The sequence below is a fragment of the Pseudomonas sp. FYR_2 genome, from assembly GCF_043106425.1.
Taxonomy (GTDB): domain Bacteria; phylum Pseudomonadota; class Gammaproteobacteria; order Pseudomonadales; family Pseudomonadaceae; genus Aquipseudomonas; species Aquipseudomonas monteilii.
This window is the reverse complement of sequence record NZ_JBICMM010000020.1, coordinates 144,710-163,259: the sequence shown is the minus strand read 5'-3', so window position 1 is coordinate 163,259 and position 18,550 is coordinate 144,710. Positions and strand designations below refer to the sequence as shown.

Genomic DNA, 18,550 nt, shown 5'->3' with positions numbered 1-18,550 from the left:
CGCGGGCGTCAAGGCCTGCGCTTGGCCATATGCCCCAGATAGGCCAGCAACGCATCCAGCTCCTGTTCACTCAACACACGTTCGTCAAACCCCGGCATCTTCGCTTGCGGCCATTGCCGAAGGCTTTGCGGGTCTCGAATCAGCTTGCGCAGGTATTCTGGCCGAAAATACTCGGTAGGGTTGTGCGGCACATTCAAATCCGGCCCCACCTGCGCATCCCCTGCACCGTTCAGCCGATGGCACGCCAGGCAATTCTGCTGGAACAATGCAAAACCCTGCAGCACCGGGCTGTCGGTGGGCAGCTTGGGGTCGGGCAGCAGCGCGGGAAAACGCTGCGCCACCGGCGCGAGCTGGCGAATGGTGGAAATCTGGAACGGCCACTGCTCCGGGCGGATGCCGCTGGCCTGCGGCGCAGTCCACACCAGGTAGAACGGCCCCGCGCTCGGCTTGCCCTGGCCCAGTGCCGGCCACGGCTGGCCCGGGTCTTCCACCGCCAGCCAGGCCTGTGCCGGCCCTTGCTGCAGCAGTGGCGCAGCGGGCATTTCAGCGGCAAAGCCATCCAGCGCCACGGCCTGCAGGTGATCACTGGCGCTGACGCCTTTTAGCAGCGTGGCCAACGGCACCGCCCGATAGTGCATGGGGCGCTTGTAGGAAACGTCTTGTTCGATGCTGATATCCCGAGCCTGCGGATGGCCAAGCAGTTCGGCACTGCTCCACTGGCGCGTATTGGCGCCCAGCTCAAGGTGCAGCTGCGCCGCCGACAGCGGCAGGCTCAGGAGCAACGCTAACAAGGCAAGGCAGTGGCGCATGGGCAATCTCCGACCATCAAGGCCAGCAGGTTACCTGTGTACTGCCCGTTGGCGCCATCGCCACTGTCAGCCGAACAAGCGTGTCAGGTTCGGCAAAATCAGCAGTAAAGTGGTGGCGAAGAGAATAAGCCCAGCTTGGCGAATTTTCGATTGTCTAAACATGGCGGACCGCCTTCTTGTTGTTATTCCTGAATACCCGTTGGCTTCCTTGTCGCACCTCGGGTCGATCGCAGCGACGCAGCGTGGCGCCTGAACTGCCTGCCTCTTGAACGTGGATATACAACCAACAGTAGGGTGTGTGGCATGCATGTTTGAGAACCCTTTCTTCTAATAGTGTTGGTCGATGATTTCTTTTTGCTATGAAGCCATGTGCCAGTCGGCTGACATGCTCTGGCTAGACAGTGGCGCAAGTACCAGGCGGACGCCGACGAAATGTGACCGTTCGTCAGTGCAGCCTACTTGCTTGTACGTGTCTTTCGCGTCAGTCTCTACAGCAGATTCCCACCCATGTCGTTCAGGACTACCCCTATGTCGTTACGCGTTTGCATCCTTGAAACCGATGTCCTGCGACCGGAGTTGACCGCGCAGTACCAGGGCTACGGCAGGATGTTCGAGCAGCTCTTCTCGCGTCAGCCGATCGCCGCCGAATTCCGTGTGTACAACGTGATGAACGGCGATTACCCCGCCGACAGTGAAGTGTTCGATGCCTACCTGGTGACGGGTAGCAAGGCTGACTCGTTTGGTTCCGACCCGTGGATCCAGACCCTCAAGGCTTACCTGCTGAAATTGTACGAGCGTGGCGAGAAGCTGCTGGGGGTGTGTTTTGGCCACCAGTTACTGGCATTGACCCTGGGTGGCAAGGCCGAGCGGGCCGACAAGGGCTGGGGCGTGGGCATCCATCGCTACTCGCTGGCGGCCCATGCGCCGTGGATGGACCCGGAGGTGTCGGAGCTGACCTTGCTGATCAGCCACCAGGACCAGGTGACCGAATTGCCGGAAGGTGCCACGGTGATTGCTTCCAGCGACTTCTGCCCGAATGCGGCGTACCACATTCGTGACCAGGTGCTGTGCTTCCAGGGCCACCCGGAGTTCGTGCACGACTACTCCCGCGCACTGCTGGATGCGCGTCAGGAGTTCCTGGGGGATGAGGTGTACCACAAGGCCGTGGCCAGCCTGGCCACCGAGCACCAGGGCGACCTGGTGGGGGAGTGGATGTTGCGCTTTATCCAGCAGCCGGTGAGCAAGCACGACGCGGCGTAAGAAGCTGGGGGCCGCAAACCGGCCCCCACAACCTCAAAGCCAGCCCGACTTCTTGAAGCTGGCATACAACCCCGCACACCCCAGCCCGATTACACCCAGCACCCCGAAATACCCATAGTGCCAAGCCAGTTCCGGCATGTTCTGGAAGTTCATCCCGTAAACCCCGGCAATGGCCGTGGGGAACGCCAAAATCGCTGCCCAGGCCGCGAACTTGCGCTGAACGATGCTTTGCCGTGACGACTCCAGCAGCATGCCGATCTCGATGGTTTGGCTGGCGATGTCGCGGATGCCGGCCAGGTCTTCCATCTGCCGCGTCACATGAATCTGCACATCCCGGAAGTAGGGGCGCATGTTCTTGTCGATGAACGGGAAGCTCAGGCGCTGTAGCTCTTCGCTCACTTCCACCATCGGCGCCACATAACGGCGCAGGCGCAGGATGTCGCGGCGCAGGCTGTGCAGGCGGCGGATGTCGTCCTCCTGCAGCGAGCCCCCCAGCACGCTTTGTTCCAGCTCTTCGATCTCGCCATGGATGGCTTCGCTGACCGGCTGGTAGTTTTCGGTCACGAAGTCGAGCAGGGCGTACAGTACGAAGTCTTCGCCGTGCTCCAGCAGCAATGGCCGTGCCTCGCAGCGCTGGCGCACCATGGCGTAGGACTTGGAGTGGCCGTTGCGGCAGGTGATGATGTAGCCGTTGCCAGCGAAGATATGGGTTTCGATGAACTCCAGCTTGCCTTCGTGGCGCACCGGCGAATAGGTGACGATGAACAGCGCGTCACCGAAGGTTTCCAGCTTGGGCCGGCTGTGCTTCTCCAGGGCATCTTCAATGGCCAGTTCGTGCAGGTTGAACTGGCACTGCAGGTTGGCCAGTTCCTCGGCATTGGGCTCTTCCAGGCCGATCCACACGAAGTGCCCCGGCTTGCGCGCCCACTCGCTGCCTTCGTCGATGCTGATGTTGGTGACCTTTCTGCCGGCGCTGTACACCGCCGATGCCACGACACGACCCATGGTTGCCCGCTTATTCCGGTTGAACACGGGTTACAGCTTGGGCCGTACCCGGCCCAAGAGCAACCCGCTTCAGGCCAGCTCGTGTTCCATGCGGTCGATGCACTGCTGCATCTGCCCCCGGCACTGCTCGATCAGCGCCGGGATGTCCTGTTGGGTCATGCCCGTCGTGACGATGGGGGGCAACGAGCGCACGATCACCGTGCGCTGGCGCCAGCTGTTCAGGCTCATGCGCCTGGCATAGCGGCTGACGCATACCGGCACGATCGGCACACCGGCTTCGATGGCCATGTGAAACGCGCCTTTCTTGAAGGCCATCAGCTGCTCGCCGGGGTTACGCGTGCCTTCAGGGAAAATCCAGATGGAGGTGTCGTCCTGCAGCACGCGCGTGGTCTTTTGCAGCGCCTTGCGCGCCTGGTAGGCGTTCTTGCGGTCGATCAGCACGTTGCCGCCCAGCCAGAACAGCTGGCCGAACAGCGGGATCCAGCCCAGGCTTTTCTTGCCGATGGCCACGGTGCGTTGTGGTACCACCTGGCCCAATACGAACAGGTCGAAGTTGGACTGGTGGTTGGCGACAATCACGCACCCGGGAGGGTGGTCCCACAGTGGCCCCACCTCGGCCTTGACCTTGATGCGCATCAGCCAGGTGGCTGGCCGGCTATACAGGTGGGCAAACACCCGGCTGTTATCGGGGTTGAAGGGGCGGCACAGGCCAATGACCAAGCCCACGGCGCCAACGGCAAGAAAATGCAGCGCCAGCAGGAGCATGCGCAACGAATAAAGCATGGTACGACTCACACCAGACAGTCGCCGGGCAGTGTACGGGTGTGCACTGGTTGCGGCAAACCCTGGTGTGAGCCTGTCGGGTCAACCCATGTGGTGCTGGTCCAGCTCGATCGCCTTGTCCAATGCCTCCAGCAGCCCTTTGCGCACCTTCAGCTTGGTGTTCTTGTGTGCCAGCATGTTCAGCTTCTTCAGCTCCCGCGCCGCCGCCAGTGCTGTTTCCTGCAGTTGCTCGGCCGGCACCACCTTGTCGAGGAACCCTGCATCCACCGCCGCGTGCGGGTCGAACACCTCGGCGTTGATCACCGAACGATGGAAAGCCGAGCGACGCAGGCGATCACGGGCCAGTTCGATGCCGGCATGGTGCATGGTCATGCCGATCTGCACTTCGTTCAGGCACACTTTGTATGGCCCTTCGACGCCAATGCGGTAGTCGGCCGACAGCAGCAGGAAGGCGCCCTTGGCCACGGCATTGCCCGGGCAGGCAACCACTACCGGGAACGGGTGCGACAGCAGGCGGCGGGCGAGGGTGGAGCCAGCAGTGACCAGGCTGATGGCCGCTTGAGGGCCGCTGGTCATCACCTTGAGGTCGTAACCGCCCGACAGAATGCCTGGCTGCCCGGTAATGATCACCACGGCACGCTCTTCAGTAGCGCGGTCGAGCGCGGCATTGAAGGCGGTGATGACATCCGGCGAGATGGCGTTGACCTTGCCGTTGTTCAGGGTCAGGGTGGCGATGCCGTCTTCGGCGTGGTAGGTAATCAGCTCGCTCATGGCAGAGTCCTTTTGTTGGCGTGGCGACGACGTTACCCAGCGCCAGAGGCCAGGTAAAGCAGCAAGGCTGACTGGTTGGTCAGCGTTCACCGGGGCTCAAATGCAAATACATGAAAAAACTGAAAAAAATGCTTGCCAAAGGAAAGCGCTTTCACTAAATTAGCGCACCTCGACGGGCCGCAAGGCTTGAAGAGAAACGGTGAAGTGTCCGAGTGGTCGAAGGAGCACGCCTGGAAAGTGTGTATACGAGAAATCGTATCAAGGGTTCAAATCCCTTCTTCACCGCCACATTCTGCGAAGAGCCCCCGCGCTGATAAAGCCGGGGGCTTTTTGCATTTCGGGCCTTCGAGGGCTGCAGTGCAGCCCATCGCGACACAGCGCAGAAGCTCGCCGTAGCCTGGATCAGTCCACCCCGACAAATCCCCCGGTCTGGTGATGCCACAGCCGGGCATACAACCCCTGTTGCTCCAGCAGCTCACTGTGGCTGCCACTCTCGACAATCCGTCCTTTGTCCAGCACCACCAGCCGGTCCATCCGCGCAATGGTCGACAGCCGGTGGGCAATGGCGATCACCGTCTTGCCCTGCATCAGCGTCTCCAGGCTCTCCTGGATGGCGGCCTCCACCTCCGAGTCCAGCGCCGAAGTGGCTTCGTCCATGATCAGGATTGGCGCGTTCTTCAGCAGTACCCGGGCAATGGCGATGCGCTGGCGCTGGCCACCCGACAGTTTCACCCCGCGCTCACCCACGTGGGCATCGAAGCCGGTGCGCCCCTGGGCGTCCGACAGCTGCGGGATAAACTCGTCGGCGCGGGCGCGGCGCACGGCTTCGAGCAACTCCGCCTCGCTGGCGCCGGGGCGGCCATACAGCAGGTTGTCGCGGATCGAGCGGTGCAGCAGCGAGGTGTCCTGGGTGATCATGCCGATTTGTGCGCGCAGGCTGGCCTGGCTCACCTCGGCAATGTCCTGGCCATCGATAAGAATACGCCCACCCTGCACGTCGTACAGGCGCAGCAGCAGGTTGACCAGGGTTGACTTGCCCGCGCCGGACGGGCCTATCAAACCGATTTTTTCGCCCGGGCGGATGTTCAGGTCGAGCCCTTCGATCACGTTGGCAGCCTTGCCGTAGTGGAAGTCCACGTCATCGAACCGCACCGCGCCACGGCTCACCTTCAGCGCTGGCGCATTGGGCTGGTCGATGACGGTGACGGGCTGGGCGATGGTCTGCAGGCCGTCCTGGACCATGCCGATGTTCTCGAAGATGCCGTTCACCACCCACATGATCCAGCCCGACATGTTGACGATGCGGATCACCAGGCCGGTGGCCAGGGCGATGGCGCCGACGGTAATCAGCGACTGGCTCCACAGCCACAGCGCCAGGCCCGTGGTGGTGACCACCAGCAGGCCGTTGAGGCTGGTGATAACCACGTCCATGCTGGTGACCACGCGCGCCGCCAGTTGGGTTTTCTCGGTCTGTTCGCTGATCGCTTCGCGCGCGTATTGCTGCTCGTAGTCGGTGTGGGCGAACAGCTTCAGCGTGGCGATGTTGGTGTAGCCGTCGACGATCCGCCCCATCAGCTTGGAGCGGGCGTCGGAAGAGATCACCGAACGCTCCTTCACCCTTGGCACGAAGTAGAAGAGCGCGGCGATGTAGCCGACGATCCACAGCAGCAGCGGCAGCATCAGGCGCCAGTCGGCCTCGGCGAACAGCACCAGCGAGGTAATGGCGTAGATCAGCACATGCCATAACGCGTCCACCGCTTGCACGGCAGAGTCGCGCAGCGAGTTGCCGGTCTGCATGATGCGCTGGGCGATTCGCCCGGCAAAGTCGCTCTGGAAGAAGTTCAGGCTCTGCTTGAGCACGTAGGTGTGGTTTTGCCAGCGGATCAGGCTGGTCATGCCGGGGTTGATGGTCTGGTGCACCAGCAGGTCGTGCAGGCCGAAGAACACCGGGCGCAGCAGCAGGATCACCACCAGCATCCAGATCAGCTCGCCACGGTGCTCACTGAAGAAGTTGGCATTGGGCGTGCCCTGAGCCAGGTCGATGATGCGGCTGAGGTAGCTGAACATGGCCACCTCGATCAGCGAGGCGAACAGGCCGACCACCAGCAGGGCAAGAAAACTGGGCCATACCTGGCGCAGGTAATACAGGTAGAACGGCCCCACGGTGGTCGGCGGCGATTCACTGGGTGCTTCGCGGAAAATATCGATCAGTTGTTCGAAACGGCGGTACAGCATGGGTAACGACACTCCTGTTCCATCCTGCCCTCAGGCGGTTCACGTCCCTGTGAAGCCTGCGGTCAGTCGATGCGTTTGGCCGACTTGATGTAGACCGGGTCGGCCGGTACATCACGCATGCCTTTCTTGATGGTGGTCGGCGAGTTGACGATCTGGTCGACCACCTCCATGCCCTTGGTCACCTTGCCGAACACGGCATAGCCACGGTCACGCCCGGGGTTGAGGAAGTCGTTGTCGGCCACGTTGATGAAGAACTGACTGGTGGCCGAGTTCGGGTCCGAGGTGCGCGCCATCGACAGGGTGCCGCGGGTGTTCAGCAGGCCGTTGCTGGCTTCGTTCTTGATTGGGTCGTTGGTGTTTTTTTGCACCATCTGGTCAGTGAAGCCACCGCCCTGGACCATGAAACCTGGGATCACACGATGGAAAATGGTGTTGTTGTAGAAGCCGCTGTCAACGTACTGCAGGAAGTTCTTGGTACTGACCGGCGCCTTCTCGGCGTTCAGCTCGATTTCGACCTGGCCGAAGCTGGTGTCCAGCAGAACGTGCGGGGTCTTTTCGGAGGCTATGACGCTGGTGGCGAAGGCGACCGAGCAGGCGGTGAGCAGGAGTTTTTTCAGCATGGGCTCAAAGATCCTTGAGAGGTGGAAGCGGCTGCAAGGAACTGCAGCAGGGTCTGGTTGAAGACCTCGGGTTGATCGAGGGGCGTAGCGTGCCGGGAATCGTCGACGACGACCAGCCTGGCGTTGGGCATCAGCGCGACGTAGCGTTGTTTCAGTTGTATCGGGGTGTAATCGTGGTCGGCGGCAATGATCAGGGTAGGACAGTGGATCTGCCCGATGCGTTCCTGCACGCCCCAGTCGACGATGGCGTCGAAGCTCTTGAGGTAGGCGCGTTTGTCGTTACGGGCCCAGCGTTGGGCCATCTTCTGTCGCAGTTCGGCTTGATGGGGTTTGGGGAACAGGCGTTCAGCCAGGCCCTTGCCGACGGTTTCGACACTGAGCAGCCGCGCCAGGCCCCAGCGCTTTAGCCACCATATCCAGTCACTGCGGGTGCGGCGCTTGACCTCGGGGGCGCTGTTGACAATGCACAGGCTGCGCAACCATTGCGGGTGATCGACGGCAAACTGGAAGCCGACCATGCCGCCCATGGACAGGCCGACGAAGTGTACGGGGCCTGTGTGCAGGTGTTCGAGCAGGGCAAGCAGGTCGGCACTGAAGGTGGCGATCTGGTAGCCGTCGCGGGGTTTGTCGGAGCGGCCGTGGCCGCGAATGTCCATGAGGATCACCCGGTAGTGGTGGCTGAGTGCCGGCACCTGCAGTTCCCAGTCCTGGCAACTGGAGCCCAGGCCGTGCAGCAGTACCAGTGGTTCGCCCTGGCCATATTCCTCGTAATGCAGTGCGCATCCTTCGTGTTCGAAATAGGCCATGGGCGCGGTCCTTTCAAGCTTGTGGGGGGGCTGCGAAGGGCACGTCCAGTGGCGCGGTGTCGAAATTGCGCAGCAGGTCGATGAGAATCTGCGTGGCCGGGCCCAGGGTCTTCTCTTTGCTCGAATAAAGGTAGAACAGTGGGTGGCGGCTGCCACCCTGGTCCAGCTGCAGCGGTTTGAGCACGCCTTCACGCAGCTCGCGCTCGATCATGTGCCGGGGCAGCCAGGCAAAACCCAGGCCGCTGCTGACGAAGGTGGCGGCGGTGCCCAGGCTGCCGACGGTCCAGCGCTGCTCAGCACCCAGCCAGCCGACGTCGCGTGGCTGCGCGCGGCCGGAGTCGCGGATCACCACCTGCAACTGGCTTTCCAGGTCCTGGAAGGTGAGTTCACGGCCCAGGCGGTGCAGGCTGTGCTCAGGGTGGGCGACGGCGACGAACTCCACTGCACTCAGTTCGGCGCCCAGGTAGCCGCCGATGCTGTAGCTGCTGATGGCCAGGTCGGCGATGCCTTCATGCATGACTTCTTCCACGCCAGACAGCACTTCTTCACGCAGGCGCACCCGGCAGCCACGGCTTTGCGGCATGAACGCGGCCAGGGCACGTACCAGGCGGGCGCTGGGGTAGGCGGCATCGACCACCAGACGTACCTCGGCTTCCCAGCCTTGTTCCATGTGGTGGGCGAGGTCCTCCAGCTGGCTGGCCTGCTTCACCAGGTGGCGCGAGCGGCGCAGTAGCACGTTGCCGGCGTCGGTCAGCACCGCCTTGCGGCCGTCGATACGCAGCAGTGGCACGCCCAGTTGCTCTTGCATGCGGGCCACGGTGTAGCTGACCGAGGACTGCGAGCGATGCAGTGCCTCGGCGGCCTGGGCAAACCCGCCGTGATCGACCACTGCCTGCAGGGTTCGCCACTGGTCAAGGGTTACGCGCGGCGCTTTCATCTTTCGCTCCTGTTGTCCTAAGCTGCGCTCTTTCAAGGAGAGCGGCCCATGAAGAAATATTGTGCGGCAATACTGATGTGCCTGCCCCTCGGGGCCATGGCCTACCCCATCGATGTGGAGAAGGAACTGACCGGGGTAAAGCTGGACTACACCGCCTATGACACGGCCTACGACATTGGTGCCATTACCCTCAACAACTATGGGCAGGTACCGGCGGCCTGCAAGGTGACCTTCCGCAATGGCCCGGAAGCACCCAGGGTACGCCGGGTGAACGTACCGGCGGGTAAAAGCGTCGATGTCACCGCCAAATTCAACCGGCAGATCATCAAGCTGCGGATTGCCTTGAACTGCAGTGCCGAATAAACTGATTAATCGATAGATTGAACCCATTTTTTACGCTTTTTTATCGATAGGTCAAGCCTTAATCTCACCTCCATCGAATCGCACCCCTTTTTGCCGATGGAGGCACCCCATGTCCCGCGTACTGATCATCGAAAGCAGCGCCCGCCAGCAGGATTCCGTTTCCCGTCAGCTGACCCGTGATTTCATCCAGCAATGGCAGGCTGCCCACCCGGCCGATCAGATCACGGTGCGCGACCTGGCGGTGAGCCCGGTACCGCACCTGGACGCCAACCTGCTGGGTGGCTGGATGAAGCCCGAAGAGCAGCGCAGTGCCGCCGAACTGGAGGCCCTGGCCCGTTCCAACGAACTGACTGATGAATTGCTGGCAGCGGACGTGCTGGTAATGGCCGCGCCGATGTACAACTTCACCATCCCCAGCACCCTCAAGGCCTGGCTGGACCATGTACTGCGTGCCGGCATCACCTTCAAGTACACCCCGACTGGCCCGCAAGGCCTGCTGACCGGCAAGCGCGCCATCGTGCTGACGGCCCGTGGTGGCATCCATGCCGGCGCCAGCAGCGACCACCAGGAACCGTATCTGCGCCAGGTGATGGCCTTCATCGGCATTCACGATGTCGACTTCATCCATGCCGAAGGCCTGAACATGAGCGGCGAGTTCCATGAGAAGGGCGTCAACCAGGCCAAGGCCAAACTGGCGGCCGTGGCCTGAGGTTCAACGAATTCCCAACCCTGACACCTGTTTGTTGCTCCTTTGGGTGTACCTGCCCGGCCATCAGCGCCGGGCTTTTTTATGATTGATTTGAGCCTTGTAGTGCTTGTCAGATCGAGCGCCGCCCGCGCGGCGCATCGCGAGCTGCGCTCGCTCCTACGTTTGTTTCAAGCCAGTAACGCCTGTGACAGGCGCGCGCGACCGCCTGGTTTTTACGACGCAATATTGCGCCATGCGCCAAGGCGTACGCGCGCAAATCCCACAGGAAAAATTGGCCCGAAACAAACGTAGGAGCGAGCGCAGCTCGCGATGCGCCGCGCGGGCGGCGCTCGATTGACGCCCCAATAAAAAAACCACGACAGGCGCCTGGATGGTTGAACTCATTTACCGCAACCCGCTAAGGTCGCGGCCTTGATTCACAAGAGGCAACCATGGGCTACCTGATAATCGTCGCGCTGATCCAGGCGTTTTCCTTCAGCCTGATCGGCGAGTACTTGGCCGGGCACGTCGACAGCTACTTCGCCGTGCTCGCACGGGTGCTGCTGGCAGGCCTGGTGTTCCTGCCTTTGACCCGCTGGCGCCAGGTCGAGCCGCGCTTCATGCGCTCAATGCTGCTGATCGGTGCGCTGCAATACGGCATCACCTACGTCTGCCTGTACCTGAGTTTTCGCGTGCTCACCGTGCCGGAGGTGCTGCTGTTCACTATCCTCACGCCGCTGCATGTGACGTTGATCGAAGACGCCATGAACCGGCGTTTCAACCCGTGGGCGCTGCTGGCCGCGCTGGTTGCCGTGGCCGGTGCGGCGGTGATCCGCTTCGACAGCATCAGCGGTGAGTTCTTCATCGGCTTCCTGCTGCTGCAACTGGCCAACTTCACCTATGCCGCTGGCCAGGTGCTGTACCGTCACCTGGTCGCACGCCACCCCAGCGACCTGCCGCATTACGCGCGCTTCGGCTACTTCTACCTGGGCGCCTTGCTGGTGGTGTTGCCGGCCTTCCTTCTGTTTGGCAACGCCCAGCACCTGCCGAGCACCGATGTGCAATGGCTGGTGCTGCTGTTCCTGGGCCTGTGCCCGACGGCGCTGGGCCTGTACTGGTGGAACAAGGGCGCGTGCCTGGTGTCTGGCGGTACGTTGGCGGTGATGAATAACCTGCATGTACCGGTAGGGCTGCTGCTGAACCTGTTGATCTGGAACCAGCACGAGCCGCTGGGGCGGCTGTTCATCGGCGGCGGAATCATCCTGGCGTCGGTGTGGTTGAGCCGTCTGGGGGGGCGGACCCAGGCACCGCTGGCCGGCAAGGCCTGATATGCACACCATCTTCGTCATTGTTGCGCCGATCTTCGCGCTGATCCTGGTCGGCTACCTGTGCCGCAAGACCAACAAGCTGGGCGACAAGGCCGCTGCCGAAATCAACAAGATGGTGGTCTGGCTGTGCCTGCCGGCGTTGCTGTTCAAGGTCACCGCCACCGCCACCTGGAGCGAGATCTGGCACCCTGGGTTCATCGTGGCTTTTGGTGCAGGTGCCCTGGCCATGTTCGTGATCACGCTGGCGTGGCGGCTGTACAGCGGCCATGGCCTGGTGGCGTCCAGCATCGATGGGCTCAGTGCGGGGTATGCCAACACCGGCTACATTGGCATCCCGTTGTGCCTGTTGCTGTTCGGTCAGGCGGGCTTGCAGCCGGCGCTGATCTCGTCGTTGATCGTGGTGTGCCTGGTGTTTGCCATTTCACTGACGCTGATCGAGATCGGTTTGCAGGGAGAGCGGCATGTTGGTCGTGCCATTGTGGTGGTGGGCAAGGCGCTGGCGAAGAACCCGTTGGTGATCTCGCCATTGGCCGGGGCAGGCTGGGCCATGACGGGCTTGGGGCTGGCCGAGCCGGTGATGCATTTTCTCGACATGCTGGCGTTGGCCACCACCCCCTGCGCCTTGATCTCGCTGGGTGCATTCCTGGCGGAAAAACGCACCGGGGCGCAGGCCAGTCCGTGGCCTCTTGTGGGGTTGAAGCTGGTAGGGCAGCCAGCGCTGACCTGGGTGCTGGCGTACAAGGTGTTCAGCCTGCCGAGCATGTGGGCAGCTTCGGCGGTGTTGCTGGCGGCGCTGCCGACCGGGACCGGGCCGTTCATGCTGGCGGAGTACTACAACCGCGAGGCGGGGCTGATATCGCGGACGATCTTGCTGTCGACCGTGGCTTCGCTGGTGACCTTGACCGGGTTGTTGTACCTGTTGGGGTACGCGGGGTAGCGGCCGGCCTCTTCCACAAGTACTGCACATGGCTTGCCTGCGATGGGCTGCAAAGCAGCCCCGGCAATCTCAAGCCTCGCTCATCTCTTCCAGGCGACGCGGCGCAGGCTCATGTGTCACGCGCCCGCTCAACCCCACCCGCATGTCATTGCCACTCGGCTGCTGATAAAGGCTCAACCCGAACTCCGGCAACACCGCCAGCAGGTAGTCGAAAATATCCCCCTGAATCCGCTCGTAGTCCGCCCACACCGTGGTGGTGGTAAAGCAGTAGATCTCCAGCGGCACACCTTCGGCGGTGGTCTGCATCTGCCGCACCATGCAGGTCATGTTCGGGTGCACGTTGGGGTGGTTCTTCAGGTAGGCCAGGGCAAAGGCGCGGAAGGTGCCGATGTTGGTCAGTTTGCGACGATTGGCCGCCAGCTCCGCCACGGGCCCCAGGGCCTCGTTCCAGTTTTGCAGCTCCTGGCGCTTGCCCGCCAGGTAGTCGCCCAGCAGTTGCACCTGGCTCAGGCGCTGTTCCTCTTCGCGGGTGAGGAAGCGTACCCCAGCCGCATCGATGAACAGGCTGCGCTTGATCCGCCGGCCGCCGGATTGCTGCATGCCGCGGTAGTTGCGGAACGACTCGCTCATCAGGCGCCAGGTGGGGATGGAGACGATGGTCTTGTCGAAGTTCTGTACCTTGACGGTGTGAAGGGTGATGTCCACCACATCGCCGTCGGCCCCCACCTGCGGCATTTCGATCCAGTCGCCCACATGCAGCATGTCGTTGCTGGTCAGCTGCACGCTGGCGACAAACGACAGCAGGGTGTCCTTGTACACCAACAGCAGCACCGCCGACATGGCACCCAGGCCAGACAGCAGCAACAGCGGCGAGCGGTCGATCAGGGTGGCGATGATGACGATGGCGGCGAAAATCCACAGCATCATCTTGGCCAGCTGCACGTAGCCCTTGATCGAGCGGGTGCGGGCGTGCTCGGTGCGGGCGTAGATGTCGAGCAGGGCATCCAGCAGGCACGACAGTGCCATGGTCATGAACAGCAGGGTGAAGGCCAGGGCGACATTGCCGAGGAAGTGCTGGGCCGTGTCGGACAGTTCCGGCACCAGTTTCAGGCCAAACTGCAGGACCAGCGACGGCGTGGTCTGCGCCAGGCGGTGAAGGACCTTGTTGTGGCGCAGGTCGTCCAGCCACTTCAGTGCCGGTTGGCGAGAGAGCAGGCGGGCGCTGTGCAGTACCAGAAAGCGCGCCAGCCGGCCGATCACCAGGGAAATCAGCAGCAGCACCGCCAGGCCGATGGCCGCGTGCAGCATGGGATGTTGGTCGAGGGTGCCCCACAGGTCGAGGGAGTCACGCCAGATTCGTTGGATATCCATGGGCTTGGGTACAGTCTTGTTACGAAACGAAGTGCCATTAGAGCGCGGATGGCGGCAAAGTTGCCAAAAGAAATTCGGCTAAGCCGGCAGAAAACGTTACCCTATGCAACTGAATTTCCCGCACTTGCCCGAGGTTACCTCCGTGTTCTCCCAATTCGCCCTGCATGAACGCCTGCTTAAAGCCGTGGCCGAGCTTAAATTTGTCGAGCCAACCCCGGTGCAGGCCGCGGCCATCCCCCTGGCCCTGCAAGGGCGTGACCTGCGCGTGACTGCGCAGACCGGTAGCGGTAAAACGGCTGCCTTCGTGCTGCCGCTGCTCAACCGCCTGGTCGACCTGAAAGGTGGACGGGTAGAGATCCGCTCGCTGATCCTGCTGCCGACCCGCGAGCTGGCCCAGCAGACCCTCAAGCAAGTGCAGCTGTTCTCGCAGTTCACCTACATCAAGGCGGGCCTGGTCACTGGCGGTGAAGACTTCAAGGAACAAGCCGCCATGCTGCGCAAGGTGCCGGATGTGCTGATCGGCACCCCGGGCCGCCTGCTCGAGCATCTCAATGCCGGCAACCTCGATTTGTCCCACGTGCAAGTGATGATCCTCGACGAAGCCGACCGCATGCTCGACATGGGCTTCGCCGAAGACATGGAGCGCCTGTGCAAGGAGTGCGAGAACCGCGAGCAAACCCTGCTGTTCTCGGCCACCACCGGTGGCGCGGCCCTGCGCGACATCATCGGCAAGGTGCTGAAAGACCCTGAGCACCTGATGCTCAACAGCGTGTCTCAGCTGGCCGAAGGCACCCGCCAGCAAATCATCACCGCCGACCACGACCAGCACAAAGAAGCAATCGTGCAGTGGCTGTTGGCCAACGAAACCTTCGACAAGGCGATCATCTTCACCAACACCCGCGCCCTGGCTGACCGCATCTACGGCCACCTGGTAGCCAAGGACGTGAAGGCCTTCGTGCTGCACGGCGAAAAGGACCAGAAGGACCGCAAGCTGGCCATCGAGCGCTTCAAGCAGGGCAGCTCCAAGGTGCTGGTGGCTACCGACGTGGCGGCCCGTGGCCTGGACATCGACGGCCTGGATCTGGTGATCAACTTCGACATGCCACGCAGTGGTGACGAGTACGTGCACCGCGTGGGCCGTACCGGCCGTGCCGGTGGCGAAGGCCTGGCGATCTCGCTGATCACCCACAACGACTGGAACCTGATGTCGAGCATCGAGCGCTACCTCAAGCAGCAGTTCGAGCGCCGGGTGATCAAGGAAGTGAAGGGTACCTACAGCGGGCCGAAGAAGGTCAAGGCTTCGGGCAAGGCGGCTGGCAGCAAGAAGAAAAAGGTCGAGAAGAAGTCGGGCGACAAGAAAACTGCCGCCAAGCGCAAGCCGACCGCCAAACCGAAGACCAATGCACCGCTGGCCAGCGCTGATGGCCTGGCGCCGCTGAAAAAGCGCAAGCCGGCTGCTGAGTAACACCACGTAGTTGTGTTGGCTTTTTCGCGGGCACGCCCGCGAAGAGGCCAGTACAGGCGACAACTACTCAGCCTTCTGCTCCGCCGTTTTCAATTCCTTGATCCGCTGGTCGATCAGCTGACACTTGTCGGGCAAGTCATTGCTCGCCGTCTCCAGATCCATCCCCTGAAGCTCGTCATTGATCTCCTTGGCCTTCTGCGGGTTCTGCTCGGTCAACTGGGTAACCAGCCCGGCCAGCTCTTCACGTTTCTGCGTGGCTTCTTCCGGTGTGCAGGCCCAGGCGGGCAGGGCGCAGGACAGGGCGATGGCGCAAGTAAAGGGCAGTAGCGGTTTCATCCTTTTACCTCCAGCGGTGGTTATGCGCGGTGGAGGGTAATAGGCCCAGGCAAGTTCAGCGATTACGACCGATGGCAATGACGGTCAGTCAGCCGGCGAGGGGGGGGGGGCGCCGTCATATCTATTCCATTTTCCGGAACGTCACCACCCACTTTCCGGTCCCAACCTGTGTACCCCTTCCGTCCACAGCTGGAGCCCATCACCATGAGCATCCCCTACGACTGGGACCTGATCGAGCGTTTGTTGCACGAGGTGCAGAACGGCGCTGGTCACAGCTTTACCCCACGCCCCTATGCCGAGCAGCACGCTGCAGCGCTGGCTGCCAAGGGTGAGCCGGTGGGAGACCTGGACCTGCTTAAAACCCTTGCCTGTGAGTACGAGAAGCTGCTGTTCAAGCGTGGCTTCATCGAAAGTCGGCCTGAAGAAGAGGGCGGCAATGGCGAAAACTTCGTGCTGACCGAGCGCGGTTTGCGTCTGATGAGCCTGATCGACAGCAGCATCCCCGGCTTCGAGCACCCGCGTCAGGTGCTGGACGAGCAGGCGGATGCGCTGGATGAAGCCACCTTCGAACAGGTGTCAGCGAAGGCGCAGATTGCTTGAGGTCGTTTTGAGGCTGGCAACGGTGGGCATGGAAACCCGATAATCGGTAACTTCTGAATACTGCCGAGCCTTTGCCCATGCCTACGATCACCCCAGAGGCCCGCTCATGAGCGCGGTCCGCAAGAACCCTGACGCGTTCGCTTTCCAGGTGATGCTGGGGCTGTGCCTGATCTGGGGTTGCCAGCAGGTGCTGATCAAAACCGCCGCCGTGGATATCGCCCCGGTGATGCAAGCGGCCCTGCGCAATGGCATCGCAGCCATATTGGTAGGCCTGATGTTGTGCTGGCGTGGTGGTTGGGAGCAAGTCGGCAATACATGGCGCGCCGGAGTGGTGGCAGGTGGGTTGTTTGGCCTTGAATTCCTGTTCATTGCCGAGGGGCTGAAGCTGACGTCGGCGGCCCACATGTCGGTGTTCCTCTATACCGCACCGGTGTTTACCGCGCTGGGCCTGCATTTCAGGTTACCCAGCGAGCGCCTGAGGTTGTTGCAGTGGCTGGGGATTCTGCTGGCATTTAGTGGCATTGCCATGGCGTTTGCCGGTGGCATGTCGTTCGAGGAGATGGATGGCCGCATGCTGCTGGGTGATGCCTTCGGTGTCATCGCCGGCCTGGCCTGGGGCGCGACCACGGTGGTGGTGCGCTGCTCACGACTGTCGGAGGCGCCGGCGACCTTGACCTTGTTCTATCAGCTGGCGGTGGGTTTTGCCGGGCTGTTGCTGATTGCCTTGCTCAGCGGGCAGATCGGCGCCGTCTCGCTGACGCCATTGGCCATGGGCAGTGTGCTGTTCCAGGGGATTGTGGTGTCGTTCGTCAGCTACCTGACCTGGTTCTGGTTGCTGCGCAAATACCTGGCATCAAACCTCGCTGTGTTTTCGTTCATCACCCCGCTGTTCGGGGTGACCTTTGGTGTACTACTGCTGGATGAGCCGCTGAGCGTCAACTTTGTGATTGGCGCGTTGATGGTGCTGCTGGGGGTGATTCTGGTAAGTGCCGAGCCTTGGGTGAAGAAGCAGCTACGGCGGTATGTCGGTTAAAGGTTTGCTGGGCAGGCGCGCCCGGCCCGCTCGCTGCGTGCCAACCGCACCAACCCTCCGGCCACCACCAACCCGCCCGCCGCCGCCATCAGTGCCGGCTGCAGCCCGCCGCTGTACTGGATGCTGAGTGCTGCCAGCAATGGGCCACTCAGTTGCCCCAGGGCAAAGCATGCGGTCAATAGCCCGGCATTGCGTTGCGTGGCATGGGGTGCCAGCTCTCGCGAGCGTTGCATCACCAGTTGCATGCAGGCCAGGAACGGCCCGCCACATAGCACCACGCCCAGCGCCAGCCCGATGCCCCCGCCCAACAGGCAGGCCAGCACGCCGACCCCTTGCAGCCACAGCGTGGCGGTCAGCCAGGTTGAGGTGCGGCCGCCACGGCGCAGGCTTACTAGCAGCACGCCCAAGGCCGCCGCCAGGCCAAACGCCGGCCAGAACAGGTCGGCCTGCCACTGCCCCTGGAACTGTTGGTTGGCCATTTGCGACAGGAAGGTGGCCGGCAAGATGTAACCCACGCCGTACAGCGCATACACCAGCCCCAGGCGGCCAATACCGACGCTGCGGGTAGGGCCTTGGTGCACTGGCGATGCGGCTGGCGCCACTTGCAGGGCGCGTGGCAGCCATGGCCGCACGGCCAGCAACATCATCAGCGCAGCCACGGCATAGATCAGCCACAGGGCGGCCGAGCCCAGCCCCAGCACATGCGCCACCAAGGCCAGCAGCCCGGTCACGGCAATGCCCAGGCCCGGCCCGGCGAACACCAGGGCGCCTTGGCGCTGGCGGTTGTGTGCATTGGCCACGCGCTGGCTGAGGCTGGTGATCATCACCAGCACCCAGGCACTGGCCACACCGGTACCAAAGCGCAGCAGCAGGTGGCTCCACAACCCATCAGCGGCCCACGAGGCCAGGGTCAGCAGCACGCACAGCCACAGCCCACCCTGTAGGCGTAGGCGAACCTGGCCGGGTGAGCGGGCGAACATGGCATCTACCGCGCCAATGAAATAGCCCAGGTAGTTGGCTGCCGCGACCAGCCCGGCAACCGCCAGGTCGAACTGGCCTTCGGCGATCAGTTGCGGCAATTGTGGCGTGAGGGCGAAACGGCCGATGCCCATGGCCATCATCAGCGCCACGGCGCTGGCCAGCAGTTGGATAGGTGGCGACATGACAAGTCTCCTGCACGGATGTAAGCGATAGCCGGCAGGT

19 protein-coding genes and 1 tRNA gene are annotated in these 18,550 nt (G+C 62.3%); 9 read left to right on the top strand and 11 right to left on the bottom strand.

Annotation, left to right across the window (positions count from 1 at the left end; translation table 11 throughout):
- Positions 1-8 precede the first annotated feature (8 nt).
- The gene (locus ACF8R4_RS10880; RefSeq protein WP_104834174.1) at positions 9-809 is read right to left on the bottom strand and encodes a cytochrome c; all 801 of its coding nucleotides are present in this window, start codon (positions 807-809) and stop codon (positions 9-11) included.
- 528 nt (positions 810-1,337) lie between these two features.
- On the opposite strand from ACF8R4_RS10880, the gene ACF8R4_RS10875 reads away from it, so the two are divergent.
- A complete protein-coding gene (locus ACF8R4_RS10875; RefSeq protein ID WP_019096934.1) occupies positions 1,338-2,069 on the top strand; it encodes an amidotransferase in 732 nt (243 codons plus the stop codon).
- A gap of 33 nt (positions 2,070-2,102) precedes the next feature.
- Here ACF8R4_RS10875 and ACF8R4_RS10870 read toward each other — a convergent pair whose 3' ends face one another.
- The 3 genes from ACF8R4_RS10870 to ACF8R4_RS10860 form a co-directional block, all read right to left on the bottom strand.
- Positions 2,103-3,074 carry a magnesium and cobalt transport protein CorA gene (locus ACF8R4_RS10870; RefSeq protein ID WP_016715080.1) on the bottom strand — a complete coding sequence of 324 codons (972 nt, stop codon included), beginning with the start codon at positions 3,072-3,074 and terminating at the stop codon, positions 2,103-2,105.
- A 69-nt stretch (positions 3,075-3,143) separates the two neighbouring features.
- The gene (locus ACF8R4_RS10865) at positions 3,144-3,857 is read right to left on the bottom strand and encodes a 1-acyl-sn-glycerol-3-phosphate acyltransferase (RefSeq protein WP_060497492.1); all 714 of its coding nucleotides are present in this window, start codon (positions 3,855-3,857) and stop codon (positions 3,144-3,146) included.
- 81 nt (positions 3,858-3,938) lie between these two features.
- Positions 3,939-4,628, bottom strand: a complete 690-nt coding sequence (locus ACF8R4_RS10860; protein ID WP_060497491.1) for a crotonase/enoyl-CoA hydratase family protein — start codon at positions 4,626-4,628, stop codon at positions 3,939-3,941.
- A gap of 198 nt (positions 4,629-4,826) precedes the next feature.
- Here ACF8R4_RS10860 and ACF8R4_RS10855 point away from each other — a divergent pair.
- Positions 4,827-4,916, top strand: a tRNA-Ser gene (locus ACF8R4_RS10855).
- 114 nt (positions 4,917-5,030) lie between these two features.
- Here ACF8R4_RS10855 and ACF8R4_RS10850 read toward each other — a convergent pair.
- The 4 genes from ACF8R4_RS10850 to ACF8R4_RS10835 all read right to left on the bottom strand — a co-directional run bounded on the left by ACF8R4_RS10850 (position 5,031) and on the right by ACF8R4_RS10835 (position 9,226).
- Positions 5,031-6,863 carry an ABC transporter ATP-binding protein gene (locus ACF8R4_RS10850; RefSeq protein ID WP_060497490.1) on the bottom strand — a complete coding sequence of 611 codons (1,833 nt, stop codon included), beginning with the start codon at positions 6,861-6,863 and terminating at the stop codon, positions 5,031-5,033.
- Between the two features lie 62 nt (positions 6,864-6,925).
- On the bottom strand, positions 6,926-7,483 hold the full coding sequence (locus ACF8R4_RS10845) for a peptidylprolyl isomerase (protein ID WP_060497489.1): 558 nt from the start codon (positions 7,481-7,483) through the stop codon (positions 6,926-6,928).
- Positions 7,477-8,289 carry an alpha/beta fold hydrolase gene (locus tag ACF8R4_RS10840; RefSeq protein ID WP_060497488.1) on the bottom strand — a complete coding sequence of 271 codons (813 nt, stop codon included), beginning with the start codon at positions 8,287-8,289 and terminating at the stop codon, positions 7,477-7,479. Before ACF8R4_RS10840 ends, ACF8R4_RS10845 begins: the two co-directional genes overlap by 7 nt.
- A gap of 13 nt (positions 8,290-8,302) precedes the next feature.
- Positions 8,303-9,226, bottom strand: a complete 924-nt coding sequence (locus tag ACF8R4_RS10835; RefSeq protein ID WP_060497487.1) for a LysR family transcriptional regulator — start codon at positions 9,224-9,226, stop codon at positions 8,303-8,305.
- A gap of 48 nt (positions 9,227-9,274) precedes the next feature.
- On the opposite strand from ACF8R4_RS10835, the gene ACF8R4_RS10830 reads away from it, so the two are divergent.
- From ACF8R4_RS10830 to ACF8R4_RS10815, 4 genes are all read left to right on the top strand, one after another.
- A complete protein-coding gene (locus ACF8R4_RS10830) occupies positions 9,275-9,589 on the top strand; it encodes a hypothetical protein (RefSeq protein ID WP_028697750.1) in 315 nt (104 codons plus the stop codon).
- A 109-nt stretch (positions 9,590-9,698) separates the two neighbouring features.
- The gene (locus ACF8R4_RS10825) at positions 9,699-10,298 is read left to right on the top strand and encodes an FMN-dependent NADH-azoreductase (protein ID WP_060497486.1); all 600 of its coding nucleotides are present in this window, start codon (positions 9,699-9,701) and stop codon (positions 10,296-10,298) included.
- Between the two features lie 431 nt (positions 10,299-10,729).
- Positions 10,730-11,605, top strand: a complete 876-nt coding sequence (locus ACF8R4_RS10820) for a carboxylate/amino acid/amine transporter (protein WP_060497485.1) — start codon at positions 10,730-10,732, stop codon at positions 11,603-11,605.
- Position 11,606: 1 nt separating this feature from the next.
- Positions 11,607-12,542 (top strand): AEC family transporter, encoded by a 936-nt coding sequence (locus ACF8R4_RS10815; RefSeq protein ID WP_060497484.1) that lies wholly within the window; start codon positions 11,607-11,609, stop codon positions 12,540-12,542.
- Between the two features lie 69 nt (positions 12,543-12,611).
- Here ACF8R4_RS10815 and ACF8R4_RS10810 read toward each other — a convergent pair whose 3' ends face one another.
- Entirely contained in the window at positions 12,612-13,913 is a 1,302-nt protein-coding gene (locus ACF8R4_RS10810; protein ID WP_060497483.1) for a mechanosensitive ion channel family protein, read from the bottom strand.
- 103 nt (positions 13,914-14,016) lie between these two features.
- Here ACF8R4_RS10810 and ACF8R4_RS10805 point away from each other — a divergent pair, with 103 nt between their 5' ends.
- Positions 14,017-15,378, top strand: a complete 1,362-nt coding sequence (locus ACF8R4_RS10805; protein ID WP_060497482.1) for a DEAD/DEAH box helicase — start codon at positions 14,017-14,019, stop codon at positions 15,376-15,378.
- Between the two features lie 63 nt (positions 15,379-15,441).
- On the opposite strand, the gene ACF8R4_RS10800 is transcribed toward ACF8R4_RS10805, so the two are convergent.
- A complete protein-coding gene (locus tag ACF8R4_RS10800; RefSeq protein WP_060497481.1) occupies positions 15,442-15,714 on the bottom strand; it encodes a hypothetical protein in 273 nt (90 codons plus the stop codon).
- Positions 15,715-15,918: 204 nt separating this feature from the next.
- On the opposite strand from ACF8R4_RS10800, the gene ACF8R4_RS10795 reads away from it, so the two are divergent.
- Together ACF8R4_RS10795 and ACF8R4_RS10790 are read left to right on the top strand one after the other, a co-directional pair.
- Complete coding sequence (locus ACF8R4_RS10795; RefSeq protein WP_104834183.1) at positions 15,919-16,314, top strand: transcriptional regulator; 396 nt, start codon at positions 15,919-15,921, stop codon at positions 16,312-16,314.
- 106 nt (positions 16,315-16,420) lie between these two features.
- On the top strand, positions 16,421-17,347 hold the full coding sequence (locus ACF8R4_RS10790; RefSeq protein ID WP_060497479.1) for a DMT family transporter: 927 nt from the start codon (positions 16,421-16,423) through the stop codon (positions 17,345-17,347).
- On the opposite strand, the gene ACF8R4_RS10785 is transcribed toward ACF8R4_RS10790, so the two are convergent.
- Positions 17,344-18,510, bottom strand: coding sequence for an MFS transporter (locus tag ACF8R4_RS10785; protein WP_392492348.1), 1,167 nt, complete (start codon positions 18,508-18,510; stop codon positions 17,344-17,346). The two genes, ACF8R4_RS10790 and ACF8R4_RS10785, sit on opposite strands and share 4 nt — an antisense overlap.
- Between the last annotated feature and the right edge of the window lie 40 nt (positions 18,511-18,550).

Coding starts and splice junctions, on each gene's coding strand:
- ACF8R4_RS10805 (WP_060497482.1), top strand. CDS start 14,017: ATGCAACTGAATTTCCCGCACTTGCCCGAGGTTACCTCCGTGTTCTCC.
- ACF8R4_RS10840 (WP_060497488.1), bottom strand. CDS start 8,289: ATGGCCTATTTCGAACACGAAGGATGCGCACTGCATTACGAGGAATAT.
- ACF8R4_RS10810 (WP_060497483.1), bottom strand. CDS start 13,913: ATGGATATCCAACGAATCTGGCGTGACTCCCTCGACCTGTGGGGCACC.
- ACF8R4_RS10870 (WP_016715080.1), bottom strand. CDS start 3,074: ATGGGTCGTGTCGTGGCATCGGCGGTGTACAGCGCCGGCAGAAAGGTC.
- ACF8R4_RS10850 (WP_060497490.1), bottom strand. CDS start 6,863: ATGCTGTACCGCCGTTTCGAACAACTGATCGATATTTTCCGCGAAGCA.
- ACF8R4_RS10880 (WP_104834174.1), bottom strand. CDS start 809: ATGCGCCACTGCCTTGCCTTGTTAGCGTTGCTCCTGAGCCTGCCGCTG.
- ACF8R4_RS10830 (WP_028697750.1), top strand. CDS start 9,275: ATGAAGAAATATTGTGCGGCAATACTGATGTGCCTGCCCCTCGGGGCC.
- ACF8R4_RS10790 (WP_060497479.1), top strand. CDS start 16,421: ATGAGCGCGGTCCGCAAGAACCCTGACGCGTTCGCTTTCCAGGTGATG.
- ACF8R4_RS10820 (WP_060497485.1), top strand. CDS start 10,730: ATGGGCTACCTGATAATCGTCGCGCTGATCCAGGCGTTTTCCTTCAGC.
- ACF8R4_RS10845 (WP_060497489.1), bottom strand. CDS start 7,483: ATGCTGAAAAAACTCCTGCTCACCGCCTGCTCGGTCGCCTTCGCCACC.
- ACF8R4_RS10800 (WP_060497481.1), bottom strand. CDS start 15,714: ATGAAACCGCTACTGCCCTTTACTTGCGCCATCGCCCTGTCCTGCGCC.
- ACF8R4_RS10825 (WP_060497486.1), top strand. CDS start 9,699: ATGTCCCGCGTACTGATCATCGAAAGCAGCGCCCGCCAGCAGGATTCC.
- ACF8R4_RS10860 (WP_060497491.1), bottom strand. CDS start 4,628: ATGAGCGAGCTGATTACCTACCACGCCGAAGACGGCATCGCCACCCTG.
- ACF8R4_RS10785 (WP_392492348.1), bottom strand. CDS start 18,510: ATGTCGCCACCTATCCAACTGCTGGCCAGCGCCGTGGCGCTGATGATG.
- ACF8R4_RS10815 (WP_060497484.1), top strand. CDS start 11,607: ATGCACACCATCTTCGTCATTGTTGCGCCGATCTTCGCGCTGATCCTG.
- ACF8R4_RS10795 (WP_104834183.1), top strand. CDS start 15,919: ATGAGCATCCCCTACGACTGGGACCTGATCGAGCGTTTGTTGCACGAG.
- ACF8R4_RS10835 (WP_060497487.1), bottom strand. CDS start 9,226: ATGAAAGCGCCGCGCGTAACCCTTGACCAGTGGCGAACCCTGCAGGCA.
- ACF8R4_RS10865 (WP_060497492.1), bottom strand. CDS start 3,857: ATGCTTTATTCGTTGCGCATGCTCCTGCTGGCGCTGCATTTTCTTGCC.
- ACF8R4_RS10875 (WP_019096934.1), top strand. CDS start 1,338: ATGTCGTTACGCGTTTGCATCCTTGAAACCGATGTCCTGCGACCGGAG.